13 protein-coding genes are annotated in these 15,305 nt (G+C 69.9%); 7 read left to right on the top strand and 6 right to left on the bottom strand.

Annotated features, from left to right (window positions below; translation table 11 throughout):
- Positions 1–49: 49 nt before the first annotated feature.
- From pabA to AC1U7O_RS03575, 3 genes are all read right to left on the bottom strand, one after another.
- Complete coding sequence (pabA, locus tag AC1U7O_RS03585; protein WP_479893203.1) at positions 50–613, bottom strand: aminodeoxychorismate/anthranilate synthase component II; 564 nt, start codon at positions 611–613, stop codon at positions 50–52.
- Positions 614–711: 98 nt separating this feature from the next.
- Positions 712–2,220: an anthranilate synthase component I gene (gene trpE / locus AC1U7O_RS03580; RefSeq protein WP_479893202.1), complete on the bottom strand. Its 1,509-nt coding sequence runs from the start codon at positions 2,218–2,220 to the stop codon at positions 712–714.
- Positions 2,221–2,251: 31 nt separating this feature from the next.
- Positions 2,252–2,875 carry a LysM peptidoglycan-binding domain-containing protein gene (locus tag AC1U7O_RS03575; RefSeq protein WP_479893201.1) on the bottom strand — a complete coding sequence of 208 codons (624 nt, stop codon included), beginning with the start codon at positions 2,873–2,875 and terminating at the stop codon, positions 2,252–2,254.
- A gap of 253 nt (positions 2,876–3,128) precedes the next feature.
- On the opposite strand from AC1U7O_RS03575, the gene AC1U7O_RS03570 reads away from it, so the two are divergent.
- The 3 genes from AC1U7O_RS03570 (at position 3,129) to ligA (ending at position 8,198) form a co-directional block, all read left to right on the top strand.
- Positions 3,129–4,082, top strand: coding sequence for an AAA family ATPase (locus AC1U7O_RS03570; protein WP_479893200.1), 954 nt, complete (start codon positions 3,129–3,131; stop codon positions 4,080–4,082).
- Positions 4,083–4,163: 81 nt separating this feature from the next.
- Positions 4,164–6,074 (top strand): hypothetical protein, encoded by a 1,911-nt coding sequence (locus tag AC1U7O_RS03565; RefSeq protein ID WP_479893199.1) that lies wholly within the window; start codon positions 4,164–4,166, stop codon positions 6,072–6,074.
- Between the two features lie 96 nt (positions 6,075–6,170).
- On the top strand, positions 6,171–8,198 hold the full coding sequence (gene ligA / locus AC1U7O_RS03560; protein WP_479893198.1) for an NAD-dependent DNA ligase LigA: 2,028 nt from the start codon (positions 6,171–6,173) through the stop codon (positions 8,196–8,198).
- A 22-nt stretch (positions 8,199–8,220) separates the two neighbouring features.
- Here ligA and AC1U7O_RS03555 read toward each other — a convergent pair whose 3' ends face one another.
- The 3 genes from AC1U7O_RS03555 to AC1U7O_RS03545 form a co-directional block, all read right to left on the bottom strand.
- Positions 8,221–9,486 (bottom strand): hemolysin family protein, encoded by a 1,266-nt coding sequence (locus AC1U7O_RS03555; RefSeq protein ID WP_479893197.1) that lies wholly within the window; start codon positions 9,484–9,486, stop codon positions 8,221–8,223.
- A 235-nt stretch (positions 9,487–9,721) separates the two neighbouring features.
- Positions 9,722–10,381: a septal ring lytic transglycosylase RlpA family protein gene (locus tag AC1U7O_RS03550; RefSeq protein WP_479893196.1), complete on the bottom strand. Its 660-nt coding sequence runs from the start codon at positions 10,379–10,381 to the stop codon at positions 9,722–9,724.
- The gene (locus AC1U7O_RS03545; protein ID WP_479893195.1) at positions 10,371–10,781 is read right to left on the bottom strand and encodes a hypothetical protein; all 411 of its coding nucleotides are present in this window, start codon (positions 10,779–10,781) and stop codon (positions 10,371–10,373) included. The genes AC1U7O_RS03550 and AC1U7O_RS03545 overlap by 11 nt, the downstream gene beginning before the upstream one ends.
- A 152-nt stretch (positions 10,782–10,933) precedes the next feature.
- Between AC1U7O_RS03545 and AC1U7O_RS03540 the strand changes: the two genes are divergently transcribed.
- The 4 genes from AC1U7O_RS03540 to AC1U7O_RS03525 all read left to right on the top strand — a co-directional run bounded on the left by AC1U7O_RS03540 (position 10,934) and on the right by AC1U7O_RS03525 (position 15,209).
- Positions 10,934–12,304 (top strand): sigma-54-dependent transcriptional regulator, encoded by a 1,371-nt coding sequence (locus AC1U7O_RS03540; protein ID WP_479893194.1) that lies wholly within the window; start codon positions 10,934–10,936, stop codon positions 12,302–12,304.
- Positions 12,288–14,090, top strand: coding sequence for a sensor histidine kinase (locus tag AC1U7O_RS03535; protein ID WP_479893193.1), 1,803 nt, complete (start codon positions 12,288–12,290; stop codon positions 14,088–14,090). The genes AC1U7O_RS03540 and AC1U7O_RS03535 overlap by 17 nt, the downstream gene beginning before the upstream one ends.
- Positions 14,091–14,121: 31 nt before the next feature.
- The gene (locus tag AC1U7O_RS03530; RefSeq protein WP_479893192.1) at positions 14,122–14,559 is read left to right on the top strand and encodes a hypothetical protein; all 438 of its coding nucleotides are present in this window, start codon (positions 14,122–14,124) and stop codon (positions 14,557–14,559) included.
- A 191-nt stretch (positions 14,560–14,750) separates the two neighbouring features.
- A complete protein-coding gene (locus AC1U7O_RS03525) occupies positions 14,751–15,209 on the top strand; it encodes a response regulator (RefSeq protein WP_479893191.1) in 459 nt (152 codons plus the stop codon).
- Positions 15,210–15,305 lie beyond the last annotated feature (96 nt).

Below are 15,305 nucleotides of genomic sequence, written 5' to 3'. Positions count from 1 at the left end.
CCGTTCCAGGAGGGTCCCCACGGAAACCGACCGCGGACCGCTCCGACAATTACAGTTTCAGGAAATTCCTGAGCAGGTCCATGCCGACGCGGGTGAGGATGGACTCCGGGTGGAACTGGACGCCCTCCACGCCCAGGCTGCGGTGGCGCAGGCCCATGATCTCGCCCTCCGCCGTCTCGGCCGTCACCTCCAGACAGTCCGGCAGGTTGTCGCGGCGCACCAGGAGCGAATGGTAGCGGGTGGCCTCGAAGGGGTTCGGCAGCCCGTGGAAGAGGGTCTTGCCGTCATGGTGGATCATGGAGGTCTTGCCGTGCATCAGCCGGTCCGCCCGGACGACCTCGCCGCCGAAAGCGACGGCGAGCGACTGATGGCCCAGGCAGACGCCGAGCAGCGGAATCCGGCCGGCGAAGCGCCGGATGGCCTCGACCGAGACGCCCGCTTCCCGCGGGGTGCAGGGGCCCGGGGAGATCACGAGCCGGCGCGGCCCGAGCTCCTCGATCTGCTCGACCGTGATCCGGTCGTTCCGGTAGACCCGGACCTCCTCCCCCAGCTCGCCCAGATACTGGACGAGGTTGTAGGTGAAGGAGTCGTAGTTGTCGATCATCAACAGCATAAAGACGCCCTCGGCCGTCAGCGTTCGGCTGCCACCCTCGGCCCCCCGGCATTCGGCCGTGTGCGGAATGCCGACGGCCGAGGGCCGACCGCCCGGTCTCACTCCAGGCCACGCTCCGCGAGCTCGATGGCCCGCATCATGGCCCGTGCCTTGTTGCAGGTTTCCTCGTACTCGCGTTCCGGCTCGGAGTCGGCGACGATCCCCGCCCCCGCCTGGATGTAGGCCTGCCGGCCCTTGATGACGATGGTCCGGATATTGATGCAGGTGTCCAGGTTGCCCGAGAAGCTGAAGTAGCCGACCGCCCCGGCGTAGGGGCCCCGCCGCGTGGGCTCCAGCTCCTCGATGATCTCCATCGCCCGGATCTTGGGCGCGCCGGACACCGTGCCCGCGGGGAAGCAGGCCCGCATGACGTCGTAGGCCGACCGGCCGGGGGCGAGGTCGCCGTGCACCTGGGACACGATGTGCATGACGTGGGAGTAGCGCTCGACTTCCATCAGGCGGTCCACCCGGACCGTGCCGGTCTTGGCGATGCGCCCGACGTCGTTGCGGCCGAGGTCCACGAGCATCACGTGCTCGGCCCGTTCCTTCTCGTCGGCCAGCAGCTCCCGCTCCAGCGCGCGGTCCTGGTCTTCCGTCGCCCCGCGCCGCCTCGTGCCGGCGATCGGCCGGACGGACACGCGGCCGTCCTCGCACCGGACCAGCGTCTCGGGCGAGGATCCGACCAGCTCCACGCCCGCCACCCTGAGATAATACATGTAGGGCGAGGGGTTGATCACCCGCAGGGCCCGGTAGATCTCGAAGGGCGGGGCCTGGATGCGCGCCTCCCACCGCTGGGAGACCACCGCCTGGACGATGTCGCCCGCACGGATGTACTCCTTCGTCCGCATCACCATCTTCTCGAAGTCGGACCGGCTCATGTTGGAGGCGAAGGCCGGCGTCGTCCGCCGCCCCCGGGCCCGGTGCGGGCGCAGCGGGCGGCGCAGGCGGGCGATCATGCGCTCGATCCGGCCGGTCGCTTCGGCATAGGCTTCGGCCACGTCCGCCTTCCGGTCGGACCGCAGGTGGGCGTTGGCCACGACCTTGATCTTCTGCGCGACGGTGTCGAAGATCAGGAGGGTTTCGGTGAGCAGGAAGGCGAGCTCGGGAAGGCCCAGGCCGTCCTTGCGGCGCGCGGGCAGGTCTTCAAAGTGCCGGACGACGTCGTAGGCGAGGTAGCCGACCGCGCCCCCGACGAACCGCGGCAGTCCGGGCACCGCCACGGGCCGGTAGGCGGCCATCAGGCGCTCGATCTGCGTCAGGGGGTCGTCGCCGGGCCCGGCCTTCAAGACCGTCCGCCGCTTCCGGCCGCCGGACGTGACGATGAGCGCGCCCCCCTCCTCGTGGATCGTCAGCGGCGCGCCGCTGCCGAGGAACGAGTACCGCGCCCAGCTCTCCCCGCCCTCGACGCTTTCCAGCAGGTAGGCGGAGGGCCCATGGTCGATCTTGCGGAACGCCGAGACCGGCGTCTCGAGGTCGGCCATGATCTCGCGATAGAGCGGGATCAGGTTGCCCTGCGACGCGAGCGCGCGGAACTCCTCGAAGCTCAGTGAATAGGTCGCCTTGCCCATCCGTCCTGCGACCGGTCACGCGAGACCGTCCTTATTGATAGCCCACCACCAGCCGCTGCCCCACCTCGATCAGGTCGTCCGAGAGGTGGTTCCACTGCTTGATCTTGTCCACCCCGACCCCGTAGAGCCGGCCGATCCGAAAGAGGGTCTCGCCCGGCCGCACCTCATGGTACACGGGCGCGCCGCGCTCCGTCCTCGCCGCCTCCGTCGGTGGCGGGGCCAGCAGCGGCTCCGGTTGGTCGGTCAGGCCCGGCATCTCGGGGGCGGGGATCAGGGTACGATCCGGCTTCACGGACTTCTTGGGCTGCTTCCGAGCGACGGGGGCGGGGGCCTCCTCGCGCTCCCGCTCGCGCTGGGCCGCGGCCTCGCGCAACAGCGCCGCTTCCTCCTGGACGCGGGCCAACTGTTCGCGCACCGCCTGGAGCTGCGCGGATAGCTCCTTGTTCTTCGACTCCAGATCGGCCGTCTCCTTCTTGAGGCGCTTGAGCTCCACCTCCATCTCGCCCGTCCGCTTCTCCTCCTGGGCCAGGAGCCGCTGGAAATTGAGGGCCCGCGTCTTTTCCGCCTCGTATTTCTCCTGCATCACGCAGCCGGACAAGACGGCTCCGGCCAGGCAGGCCGCCACGAGATGGAGCCTGTTGACGCTTCGGATCATCGGTCTCGCCTCCTCTGTGTCGGTGGACACCGGCCCGACGGACCCTCGCGTCCGACAGGACGGGACGCCGCGAGCGGTCGCGCCAGCGAGTCGTCCTCAGGATAGAGCCCGACCGGACGAAAGTCAAAGCGAAAGAGGGCCGGGGGCGCGCCGAACGGCCCTCCCGTCGGTTTGACCCCCTCCCCCCGGCTGTGTTAGGGTTTCTGCGTCGACGGCCCGCTGCGGATGCGGCCGGCGGCGTCCCCGGCACAGATTGGGAGAGCGACCGATTTCCCGCTCCAACCGCAACGTCAAGGTCGACGGCGTCACCCTGCACCTGTCCCACCCGGTCGAGTCCGACCAGGAGTGGATCGGGGCGCGGGAGTCCCTCACGCAGCTCCTCGCCTGCTGGCTGGTGGTGGACGAGCGGGACCTGCCCCTCTCCCCCCGGGTCACGGGCCCCCCCGGCATCGGCAAGACCACCCTGGCGATGGCCGCGGCCCGCGAGCGCAAGCAGCCGCTCTACATCTACCAGTGCACCGCGGACACGAGGCCCGAGGACCTGCTGATCACCCCGGTGCTGGCCGAGTCCGGGGCGATCACCTACCACGCCTCCCCCCTCGTGTCGGCGATGCTGGCCGGCGGCATCTGCCTCCTCGACGAGGGGAACCGGATGAACGAGAAGAGCTGGGCGTCGCTCGCCCCGCTCCTGGACCACCGGCGCTTCGTCGAGTCCGTCGTCGCCGGGGTCCAGGTCAAGGCCCACCCGGACTTCCGGTGCGCCGTCACGATGAACGAGGACGCCTCGACCTACGAGGTGCCCGACTACATCCTGTCCCGGCTCCAGCCGACGCTGTCGCTCGGCTTCCCGAACCGGGCCGACGAGCTGGCGATCCTCCGCTACCACCTGCCCTTCGCGCCGGCGGACCTGCTGGCCTTGACGGTGGACTTCCTGCAGGAGGCCCATCAGCTCGCCCTGGAGTTCTCCGTGCGCGACGGCATCCACCTCCTGCAGTACGCGCTCAAGCGGCTCGCCCAGGACCCGGCCCATCCCCTGGCCAAGGACGAGGCCTGGCGGGAGGCGCTGATCAAGGTGCTCGGCGAGGAGGCGCTCGACCTGGAGGGGCTGGCCCGCCGGCGCAAGCGGGCGCTCGGCGCCCAGCCCCTGCCGCGGGGCCTGGGCGACTTTTTCTTCGAGGGCGACGACCCGCTGCACCCGGACCGGTGACCCGCGCGCAAGGCACGCGGGTCGCGGCGGTCGGGCCGACCGACCGCGCGAGCGTACTGAGGACCGACCGACTCACACCCCATGACATCCGCCGCCGACGCCGTCTTCACCCTCTCGCCCCGCATTCGGGTCCTCCCGATCCTGCACGGCAGCGGCGACGTGGCGCAGGAAGTCCGCGAGGCCCTGATCGGCCGACCCTGCGACTGCCTGGCCCTGCCGTTGCCCCCCTCCCTCGAGCAGGAGCTGGAGGCGGCGGTGGCGCGCCTGCCGGCGATCAGCCTGGTCACGATTCCCGAGCCGGACCGGGACGGCGCGCCGGTCGTGAGCTTCGCGCCCGTGGACCCCTGCCAGGCCGTCATCATGGGAATCCGCGTGGCCATGGGAGAGGGGATCGCGCGCGCCTACGTGGACCGCGAGGTGCGGGTCTTCGAGCCGGCCCCCCTCGCCGCGCCGGACCCCTACGCGCTCAAGCGCGTATCGCCCGCCGCCTTTGCCGCCGCCATGGTCCCCGCCCTGCCCCCCCCGGCCCCGGACGGTCAGCAGGCGGCGCGCATCGCCTGGACGGCTTTCCGGCTCCATGAGCTGGAGCTGGAGTACGAATCCATCCTCTACCTCTGCCCGCTCGCGGACTGGCCCTGGCTTCGCGAGGCCTATCGCGAGCGCCGGGCCTACGAGCCGCCCGAGCGGCCGGTCGGCCGGCCGTCGGTCCACCCCGTCTCCCCCGGCACGCTCTATTTCGTCCTCGGCGAGCTGCCCTTCATCACGGAGCTCTACGAGCGCCGCCGGGCCGAGGTCCGCTCCGACCGGCACCTCTCGGTGGACGGCATCAAGGAGTTGCTGCTGGAGGCCAGGGCCCTCTGGCTGAGCCGGAGAGAGGCGGAGGCGCGATCGGCCCCGAATTGGGTGACCCCGCCCCTGCTCCAGCGATACCTGCAGTACGTGAGGAACCTCGCCCTGCTGAACCGCCGGCTCACGCCGGACCTCTACAGCCTCGTCCTCGCCGCCAAGCAGATGGCGGGCGATGAATTCGCCGTCACGCTCCTGGAGACCGCCAAACGCTATGCCTTCCAGCCGGACGACCGGCCGGAGCTGACCCTGTCGGCGGGCATCGGGAGGATCGAGCTGCCCGGCGGCGAGGTCGTCGAGGCCAAGAACCGGCTCCAGGGCCCACCGCTCACGTGGCGCTCGCTGCCCCTCGTGCCGACTCCCCCCAGGACCAGGAGCCGCCGCTGGGGGCTCCAATGGAATCCCTTCCAGCAGTGCTCCTGGCCCCCGGAGGACCGACGCATCGAGAGCTTCACCCGACACGTCCGCGAGCAGGCCCAGGCACTCCTCGGCGCAGACCTCGCCCGGACGGAAAAGTTCATTTCATCCTTGAAGGATGGCATTGATCTGCGTGAAACGCTGAGACGCTCTCTCGCATCTTCGAGACCCAAGCCGTCTGCGGACGACCGCGCAGACCCCCGAAGTCGGCTGGAGCTCCACGTGAAGGAGCTGCCTCCGGCGAGGGGCCGGGTGGAGGCCGTCGTCTTTCTTTTCGACACGCCGGCGGACCCGCAACGGTACACTTGGCAGGCCACCTGGTACGCGGAGCATGACGAGGAGTCCACGCTCTGCTTCTACGCCACCCCCTTTCTCGACCAGCTCGTCGGGCCGGGCATCGCGCAATCCTCGTACGGCGGGGCGCTCTTTCTCTTTCCCCCCCGCCTCATCCCCGACATCTGGCGGGACCCGAGCCTCGACTTCGCGCGCACGCTCGAAGCGCGCCTGATCGCCGGCGCGGCGCTCCATTCGCAGGACCGACACATCGTCCTGGTCACCCCCGTGCCGCCGCGCGCCGAGTGGCGTCGGATCGCGCGCCGGTTCGGCCGACGCCTCGTGCCGATCCCCCTCGGCCGCTTCTCCGGCCAGACCGTGGACCGGCTGCGCCGGTTCCATGTGCTGAACGGCCGCGAAATCCGAAGCTATGCGGCACGCTATCTCCGGGAATGAGGACCGCTCGTCGTCGGTCGTCAGGGTGACGCGAGGAACCGTCCTCTTCCGGAACCCGATCACCGACCGCTGATCGCCGACGACGCCGTACACCCCATGTCCACGCCAAGCCCACATCGATCCCGCGAGGAGGCCCGGGAGCGGATCGAGGCCCTGCGGACCGAGATCCGCCGGCACGACTACCTCTACTACGTGAAGGACCGGCCGGAGATCGCCGACTCGGAGTACGACAGGCTCTTCCGGGAGCTGTCGGACCTGGAGGCCGCGCACCCCGACCTGGTCACGCCGGACTCGCCGACGCAGCGGGTCGGCGCGCCGCCGCTCGACGAGCTCGCCAAGGTGCCGCACGAGCGGCCCATGCTCAGCCTCGACTCGATCCTCGACCCGGAGGAGGTCCGCGCCTTCGACCGGCGGATGAAGCGCGAGCTCGGCGTCGCGGCGGTCGCCTACACCGCCGAGCCCAAGTACGACGGCCTGTCCGTGGAGCTCCTCTACGAGCGGGGGCGGTTCGTCCGGGGCGCCACCCGCGGCGACGGCGTCACCGGCGAGGACGTCACGGTCAACCTGCGGACGATCAAGGCGCTGCCGCTGACGCTCCGCGGGAACGAGCGGCCGCCGGACCGCCTGGTCGTGCGCGGGGAGGTCTACATGCGCCTGGCGGACTTCCAGGCCTTGAACCGACGGATGACCGAGCGCGGCGACGAGGCCTTCGCCAACCCCCGCAACGCCGCGGCGGGCTCGCTCCGCCAGCTCGATTCGCGGATCACGGCCGAGCGCCCCCTGGTCCTGACCTGCTACGAGATCATGGGGCTGTCCGGCCCGCCGCCGCCCACGCACTGGGAGGAGCTGGAGGCCCTGGCCCGGTGGGGACTGCCCGCGCCGACGCAGCGGGCCCGCTGTGCCTCGATCGAGGAGGTCCTCGCCTTCCACGCGGACATGGAAGCCCGCCGTGACGCGCTGCCCTTCGAGATCGACGGGGTCGTCGTCAAGGTGGACCGGGCCGACTGGCAGGCCGCACTCGGCACCAAATCCCGCAGCCCGCGCTGGGCCGTCGCCTTCAAGTTCACCCCGCGCAAGGAGATCACGCAGGTCCAGGACATCGTGTTCTCCGTCGGCCGCACCGGCACCCTGACGCCGCTGGCCCTGCTCACGCCCGTCGAGGTCGGCGGGGTCACGATCAGCCGGGCCACGCTGCACAACGCGGACGAGGTGGCGCGCAAGGATATCCGCGTCGGCGACCGGGTCAAGGTCGAGCGGGCCGGCGACGTGATCCCGGCCATCGCCGAGCGCGTGCCCGTCCCCGGCGAGCGGCGGGCGGAGCCGGTCCGGGTCCCAGAGCGTTGCCCCGTCTGCGGCTCGGCCGTCGCGCGCGAGGGAGCCTACTTCTACTGCACGGGCCAAGCCGTCTGCCCGGCGCAGATCAAGGGCGCGCTGGAGCACCTGGCCTCCAAGCACGCGCTGAACATCGACGGATTGGGGCGCAAGACCGTCGCCCAGCTCGTGGACCGCGGCCTCGTGAAGGACCTCTCGGACCTCTACGCCCTGACGAAGGAGCAGGTCCTGGGCCTCGACGGCTTCGCCGAGAAGTCGGCGAGCCTTCTGATGGCGGCGATCGAGCGCAGCAAGAAGACGACCTTGGAGCGGTTCCTGGTGGGCCTGGGGATCCGGCAGGTCGGCGAGCACATCGCCAAGGTGCTGGCGCGGCGGTTCGGGACGCTGGAGGCGATCATGGCGGCCGATCGGGCGGCGCTGGAGGCGGTCCACGAGATCGGCCCGGAGATCGCCGGCAGCCTCGAGTCCTACTTCCGCGAGGAACGGAACCGGCGGGTCATCGCCCGGCTCTTGGAGCTGGGCCTGACGGTCACGGGGCCGGGAACGGGCGGGGGCCCCCGTCCGTTGGAGGGGAAGATCTTCGTCTTCACCGGCGGCCTCGCCCGCCTCACCAGGGACGAGGCCGCGCGGCTGGTCGAGGAACGCGGCGGCCGGGTCGCCTCCAGCGTGAGCAAGAAGACCCACTACGTGGTCGCCGGCGCGGACCCCGGCTCGAAGCTCAAGGAGGCGCAGCGCCTCGGCGTGACGGTCCTCGACGAGGCCGCCTTCGCGGAGCTGATCGGACGGGCGTGACGCGGGGGAACCTGCGGCGGGGTCAGCGGGACGAGCCGACGGCGATGGAATCGGCCGGCGTCCCGGCTTTCTCCTCCTTGACGATCTGCACGCTCTTGATGGACTTGGGGTCGGCCTCGTGGACGATGAGCCGGCAGACCCCGATGCGGACTTCCTCCCCGACGACAGGGATCCGGCCCAGCTCCTCCTGGATCAGCCCGCTGATCGTGTTCGCATCGTCGCCCAGGTTGACCTTGAGGAACTCGTTGATCTTCCGCACCTCGGTCCGGCCGTGAACGAGGATCTGATTTTTGCCGATGCGCTTGATCAGCTCCTCGGTGATGTCGGTCTCGTCCATGATTTCCCCGACGACCTCCTCCAGCAGGTCCTCCAGGGTGACGAGCCCCATGATCCCCCCGAACTCGTTCACCACGACCGCCATGTGGCGCTTCTCGAGTTGAAACTGCTTCATCAGGTCGTCGGCCGGCTTGCTGCGCGGGACGAAGAGCGGCGGGTTAGCGATCTCCTTGAGCCGCTGGTCGCAACGCCCCTGGGCCAGCTCCATGAGCGCCCTGGTCTTGTAGAGGATCCCCGTGACGTTGTCCTGGGTGCCCTCGTAGACGGGGATGCGCGAATACTTGGACGTGAAGAGCGCTTCCTGGGCCTCCTTGAGCCGCAGGTTGCCGTCGAGCGTGAACATGTAGATCCTGGGCGTCATCGCGTCTTCCGCCGTGATGTCGTTGAGCTGGAAGACGTTTTTGATCATCTTGACCTCTTCGGTCTCGATCACCCCGGCCTTGCCCCCGACGTCGAGCATGATCTTGAGCTCCTCCTCCGTCACGAAGGGCACGGTCAGGCCCTTGCCCCCGGTGATCTTGTCGATCGCCGGCTCGAGGATCAGCAGCACCGGCTTGAGCAGGATCTCGATCCAGTAGAGGGGGTAGGCCATGGCGAGCACGACCGAGACCGAGTGCTGGGCAGCCAGCGTCTTCGGCACGATGTCGCTGAACACGAGCATCATGAAGGTGAGCACGCCGGTCGCGATCGCGACGGCTTCCGACCCGAAGACCCGGATGGTCAGGATCGTCGCGAAGGAGGCGGCCCCGATGTTGACCAGGTTGTCCGCGATCATGATCGTGGACAGGAGCCGCTGCGGGTTGCCGCGCAGGTGGAGCGCCAGGGCGGCGCGCCGGCTCCCCGCGTCGGCCAGGGCCCGGAGCCTCGTTTCGTTCACGGAGAAAAACCCGATCTCCCCGGCCGAGATGACGGCCGACAAAAAGATCAGGAACGCCAGTACCAGGAGGTCCATGGGCGTGAATCAGCAGTGGGTGGAAGGGGCAGGGAACGGTCGGCTCGCCGGGCCCCCCGGGCCTCCGGCGATCCCGGACGGCCGAAGCGGACGGAAGCGGTGCAGCGCGGCTGGCAGATAGAAACCTATCGGGCCACCGTCATCCATGAGGCTCTTTCTTTACCACAGGGGGAAGTCACCGGGCAACAGGCCGGCATAATTTCTCAACGCTATCAACCACTTGCGATAAATCATCTCACGTGTCGTCTCGGAGAACCAGTGGCTCTACGTCGAATTGAGCTCCGATCCGGTCCGCCACGGCCTGGGCCCGGCTCTCGGCGGCGAACTGCCCGACCAGGACCCGATAGCGCCGGCCGGAGGGCAGCTCCACGGTCTGGATTCGCACGTCGGGGTACTGCCCGCGCAACCGGCCGGCGAGCGTCCTGGCGTTTTCCTCGTCCGCGAAGGAGGCGACCTGGACCCGCAGGTAGCCCAGCGCCCCGGGTCGGCCTTCATAGCCCACCACCCGCAACTCGACCTGGTCGGTCCCCGGCCCGGTCATGCCGAGGCTCTTCGCCGCCTCGTGAGAAAGGTCAAGGATCCGTCCCCGGGCGAAGGGGCCCCGGTCGTTGATCCGGACGGTCACCGCCCGGCCCGTGCTCAAGGATCGCACCTGGACGACGGACCCCATGGGGAGGGTGCGATGGGCGGCGGTGAGCCCATGCATGTCGAAGCGCTCGCCGTTGGCGGTCCGCTTGCCGTGAAACCCGGGGCCGTACCAGGAAGCCGTGCCCCGCTCCATGTAGCCGAGGGGATACTCGCCGCGCCGGGGCGAGCCGGAGCAGGCGGTCAGCAGGGCGGCGGCGGCCCAGAGGGCGAGGGCCGCGCAGAGCCCGAGGCGGCGCTCAAAATTCATCCAGGGATTCGCCCCGCAGCAGATCCAACGCCCGTTGGGTGTTCGAGACGGTCAGCACGACGATGGCCCGCTTCCCCTCCCGGGAGGGTGTGCAGTAGCCGCACTTGATGTTGATCCTGGCCCGCTTGAGGTGGTCCACGACCTCACTCAGGGCCCCGGGCCGGTTGTGCAGGCTCAGGATCAGCGCCGGCTCCTCCCGAAATCGCACCCTGGCGGACTTGAGCGCGGTCCTGGCCCGCTCCAGGTCGGCCACGATGATCCGGAGGTTGCCGTGCCCGGACACCTCCGGCGCCGAAAAGGCCTTGATGTTGACCCCGGCCTCGGCCAGGATCGCGGCGACCTGCGCGAGCACGCCGGGCTTGCTGACTTCCCTGATCACCAGTTGCGTCGTCGTCGGCATCGTTCGGCTGCCTCCCTGTTCCCCCTCCACGTGGCACAGGAGAGCATACTCGCCCGATCCCGTCAAGACGCGCGCGCGCCGCGGATTGCCTTTTGCGAGGCGGGAGGAGTAGGCTTCGGCCTTACGATTCCCCGCGGAGCGCAGGCTCATCTATGGCACATCGCATCCTGGTGGCGGAGGACCAGGCCGCCTCGCGCAAGGGGCTAGCGACCCTCCTGGCCGGCTGGGGCTACGAGGTCGAGGAGGCGGCGGACGGGCAGGAGGCGCTGGAGCGGGCGCTCGCGGTCCGTCCGTCGGTCGTGATCACCGACTTGGTGATGCCCCGGCTGGACGGGCTGGGCCTGCTCGCCGCCCTGCAGGAGGAGCTCGCCTTCTCCAGCGTCATCATCCTCACCGGCCAGGGCACGATCGATACGGCCGTCGCGGCCATGAAGCAGGGCGCCTACGACTACCTGACGAAGCCGCTCGACACGGCCCGCCTCAAGGTGCTCGTCGAGAAGGCGGTGGAGAAGGGCGAGGCGCTCCGCGAGGTCGCCCTCCTGCGCCGGCGGGTGAAGGAGCTGTGGGGCCTGGGCCGGCTGGTCGGCACGAGCCGGCCCATGAAGGAGCTCTACCGGCTCATCGAGCTGGCCGCCCCGACGCCGGCCCCCGTCCTGATCCTCGGCGAGAGCGGCACCGGCAAGGAGCTCGTCGCCCGGACGCTGCATGACCTGTCTCCCCGGGCCCAGGGGCCCTTCGTCGCGATCAACTGCTCGGCGATCCCCGAGACGCTCCTGGAGAGCGAGATCTTCGGCCACGAACGGGGCGCCTTCACCGGCGCGCTGGACCGGCGCGCCGGCTGCTTCGAGCTGGCCCACACCGGCACGATCTTCCTGGACGAGATCGCCGAGATGAGCCCGGGCACCCAGGCCAAGTTCCTGCGGATCATCCAGGACGGCACGGTTCGCCGCCTGGGCGGGAAGACGGAGTTCAAGGTGGACGCGCGGGTGGTCGCGGCCACGAACAAGGACCCGGAGAAGGCGCTGCGCGAGGGCGCCTTCCGGGAGGACCTGTTCTACCGGCTCAACGTCTTCACCCTGACCCTGCCGCCCCTGCGCGAGCGGAAGGAGGACATCCCGCTCCTCGTCCGGGCCTTTCTGGAGGAGCTCAACGTGAAGTACGGCAAGCGGATCGCGGGGGCCGAGGAGGAGGCGCTCGCCCTGCTCAGGGACCACGGCTGGCCGGGCAACGTCCGCGAGCTGCGCAACGTCATCGAGCGGGGCGCCATCGCCTGCGAGGACGGGGCGCTCGCCGCGCGGCACCTGACGCTGCCGGCGGCGCGGGAGCCCGAGCGGCCCTCCGGCGACGTCCTCGCCCTGCCGGTGGGCACGACGGTCGAGGAGGCGGAGAAGCAACTCATCCTCCGGACGCTCGCCTCCACCCGCCACAACAAGACCAGAGCCGCCGAGATCCTCGGCATCAGCCTCAAGACCCTCCACAACAAACTCCATCGCTACGGCGGCGGGGATGCGCCTCGGTCTTAGAGCCAGAGAAACCCTGGCCATCACGCTCCTGACCGTGATGCTGGTGGCCGCGACCTCGATCCTGCACGTCTTCCACCTCACCCGCGTCGTCGTGCAGGACGCGCTCCAGCAGGCGGAGCTGGTCGCCAAGCAGCTCTACGCCCAGACCGGCCACGTCCTCGCCCGCGGCGGGTCAGCCGACCCCGGCCACGCCCTGCGCAAGGACGCGGAGCTCCGGAACCTTCTCGAGGCCAGCATCGGTTACTCTCCCCACCTCGTCTATGCGCTGGTCGCGGACCGCGCGGGCACGGTGCTGCTCCACAGCGAGCGCGAGAAGGAGGGCTCGGTCGCGCCGGAGCGGCCGAGGCTCGACGGTCTCCTCGACCTCACCCCCTGGCAGCGCGTGCGCGCCCTCTACGAGCCCGGCCGGCTCTACGAGACCGCCCTGCCCCTGAGCCTGAACGGGGCGCCCTTCGGCTCCGTCCGCCTGGGGCTCGCCACGGGCCTCCTGCGGCGCGAGCTGAACGCGTCGCTGACGCGCAGCCTGGCGATCGCCGGCCTGACCCTGCCGCTGGCCTGGCTCGTCGCCATGGGGCTGGCGCACCTCGCCTTGAAGCCGATCCGCCGGTTGACGCAGGAGATGGGCCGCTTGCGCCGCGGCGAGTTCGCGCTCAGCGAAGACCTGGTGCGGGGCGACGAGGTCGGCGAGTTGGCCGCGCAGCTCCAGCTCCTCGGCCAGGAGCTGCACTCCGACCGACTGACGCAGATGGGCGCACAGGCCCCCCTGCAGCAGGTGGTGGACCAGTTGGAGGACGGGCTGCTCCTGTGCAACCAGCAGCGCCTCATCCTCTTCTATAACAGGGCCGCGGAGCCGATCCTGGGACGGCCGTTGGAGCGGGCGCTCGGCCAGCCGCTGGCGGCCGTGCTCCCGGAAGACCACCAGCTTCTGCCGATGCTGGACCGGGCCTTCGCGCTCAAGACCGGCATGCGCAACGCCACGCTCTCGGTGACGGCGGCGGACGGCCCCAAGGAGTTCCTCGTCTCGGTCTTCGTCATCGCCGACGCCCAGCGCGGGATGGGCGTGATGGCGCTCTTCAAGGACCTCGAATCCATCAAGACCGTCCAGTCGTTGATCAGCTATTCCGCCAAGCTGACGGCCCTGGGCCGCCTCACCTCCGGCGTCGCCCACGAGGTCAAGAACCCGCTGAACGCGATGATGATCCACCTTGAGCTCCTCCGCGAGCAGCTCCAAGCCGCGCCGGACCCGGTCCGCCAGAGCCTGGACGTCCTGGCGAGCGAGATCCGCCGGCTGGACCGGGTCGTCCAGGGGTTCCTCAAGTTCGTTCGCCCGCAGGAATTGACGATCAAGCCGCTGGCGGCGGACCCCCTGCTCCGCCGCCTGGTCGCGCTGCTGCACGCCGAATGGGAGAAGGCAGGCATCACGTTCTCCGTGCGCGTGGCCCCGGATCTGCCGCCCGTGCCCGGGGACGAGGAGCTGCTGCAGCAGGCCCTGCTGAACATCCTCCAGAACGCCTGTCAGGCCATGCCCGAGGGGGGCACGGTCACGATCGAGGCCGACCGGGACGGGGCGGACGCCGTGAGGATCACCGTCACCGACCAGGGCGTCGGCATTCCCGAGGCGGACCTGGAAAAGATCTTCACCCTCTACTATTCGACGAAGCCGGGGGGAAGCGGGATCGGCCTGTCCATGGTCTATCGCATCATCCAGTTGCACGATGGTACGATCGACGTCCGTTCCGAGGTCGGACGGGGGACCACGATGACCATCCGGCTCCCCCTCCGATAGCCCCGCCGCGACGCGAGGAAGAAAGGTCCCGATGCGCCCCCTTGCCCGGCTCCTCGCCCTCACCCTGTTGGCCGGCGGTTGCGCCGAGGACAAGCCCGTCGCCCCGCGACCGCCTGCTGCCGGACCCGCGGCCCAGCCCGCTCCGGCATCCGCGCCGCAGGCGCCGGCGGCGAAGGACCGGCCGGCGAAGAAGCGCATCCCCCCGCCAGCGCTCACCCCCCAGGTCAGGGGGGACGAAGCGCAGCGGCTGATGCGGGAGGCGCACACGCGCATCGCCCGGGTGGAAGAGCGCATCGCCGGCCTCGACGCGGCGAGCCTGGCCCCGTCGGACCGCGAGCTGCTGGGGACGATCCGCACCTTCCTCTCCCGAGCCAGGGTGGCCCTCTCCGAGAAGGACTTTCCCCGTGCGCTCAATCTGGCCGAGAAGGCGGGCGTCCTGGCCGGCGAGCTGCCCGGCGGCGCCCCTTGAAGGAGGCACGGGCCAGAGCCGCTGCCTGCTCGCCGACCCTGTAAACGTTGGAGGAACGCCAGCCCCGGTTGAACCTCGGCCTCTGTAGGCACCGGAGAACACCCCGTCAAAACCCAAGGCAGCGCCGACACATCCGCGCGCCGGCTCGAACCCGCTTCAGTGGCACGGACCCTGCTTGTCTCTCCTGAGCCATGAAAGAGACACTGCAGCGGCTCGCCCGCTCCTTGAAAGAAATCCGTAGCCCGACGCTTCAAGCCGGCGGGGACACCCCTGTCGTGCGGAAGCGGATCCTCGTCGTCGACGACGACCTGCACAGCCGCGAGGGGGTCCGGTCGGCGCTGCTCGCGGCGGGGTCGGACGTCGAGGCGGCGGCCGATGCCTGGGAGGCGTTGCGCAAGGTCAAGGATCGGCGGTTCGACGTGGCGATCCTCGACCTGAACCTTCCCCCCGTGCACGGGCTGGAGGTGACCGGCTGGGACCTCGTCCGCATCCTGCGGGCCTACAGCCCCTCCGTGTCCATCATCCTCGTCAGCTCCGACAACGACGCCGCCCTGCGGGCCGAGGCCAGCCGTCTGCGCGTCGTCGAGCTGCTTGAGAAGCCCATCAGCCTCTCCCACCTGAAACGCATCGTCCATGCCCTGATCGCCTGACCATCCGGCCTCCACGCCCTTCCCAACCGCTCTGTAAAATTGGCTCTTCAGGAATTTGTGTGGGTAACTGATCCCTCTTGCGCTATGCTTGGGGCC

This window comes from Candidatus Nitrospira neuquenensis, assembly GCF_979578155.1.
This window is presented reverse-complemented; position numbering and strand designations above follow the sequence as displayed.

What these genes read in the sequence shown, in the direction of transcription:
- AC1U7O_RS03535 (WP_479893193.1), top strand. Translation starts at nt 12,288, where the DNA reads ATGCGCCTCGGTCTTAGAGCCAGAGAAACCCTGGCCATCACGCTCCTG.
- AC1U7O_RS03545 (WP_479893195.1), bottom strand. Translation starts at nt 10,781, where the DNA reads ATGCCGACGACGACGCAACTGGTGATCAGGGAAGTCAGCAAGCCCGGC.
- trpE (WP_479893202.1), bottom strand. Translation starts at nt 2,220, where the DNA reads ATGGGCAAGGCGACCTATTCACTGAGCTTCGAGGAGTTCCGCGCGCTC.
- ligA (WP_479893198.1), top strand. Translation starts at nt 6,171, where the DNA reads ATGTCCACGCCAAGCCCACATCGATCCCGCGAGGAGGCCCGGGAGCGG.
- AC1U7O_RS03530 (WP_479893192.1), top strand. Translation starts at nt 14,122, where the DNA reads ATGCGCCCCCTTGCCCGGCTCCTCGCCCTCACCCTGTTGGCCGGCGGT.
- AC1U7O_RS03540 (WP_479893194.1), top strand. Translation starts at nt 10,934, where the DNA reads ATGGCACATCGCATCCTGGTGGCGGAGGACCAGGCCGCCTCGCGCAAG.
- AC1U7O_RS03550 (WP_479893196.1), bottom strand. Translation starts at nt 10,381, where the DNA reads ATGAATTTTGAGCGCCGCCTCGGGCTCTGCGCGGCCCTCGCCCTCTGG.
- pabA (WP_479893203.1), bottom strand. Translation starts at nt 613, where the DNA reads ATGCTGTTGATGATCGACAACTACGACTCCTTCACCTACAACCTCGTC.
- AC1U7O_RS03525 (WP_479893191.1), top strand. Translation starts at nt 14,751, where the DNA reads ATGAAAGAGACACTGCAGCGGCTCGCCCGCTCCTTGAAAGAAATCCGT.
- AC1U7O_RS03565 (WP_479893199.1), top strand. Translation starts at nt 4,164, where the DNA reads ATGACATCCGCCGCCGACGCCGTCTTCACCCTCTCGCCCCGCATTCGG.
- AC1U7O_RS03555 (WP_479893197.1), bottom strand. Translation starts at nt 9,486, where the DNA reads ATGGACCTCCTGGTACTGGCGTTCCTGATCTTTTTGTCGGCCGTCATC.
- AC1U7O_RS03575 (WP_479893201.1), bottom strand. Translation starts at nt 2,875, where the DNA reads ATGATCCGAAGCGTCAACAGGCTCCATCTCGTGGCGGCCTGCCTGGCC.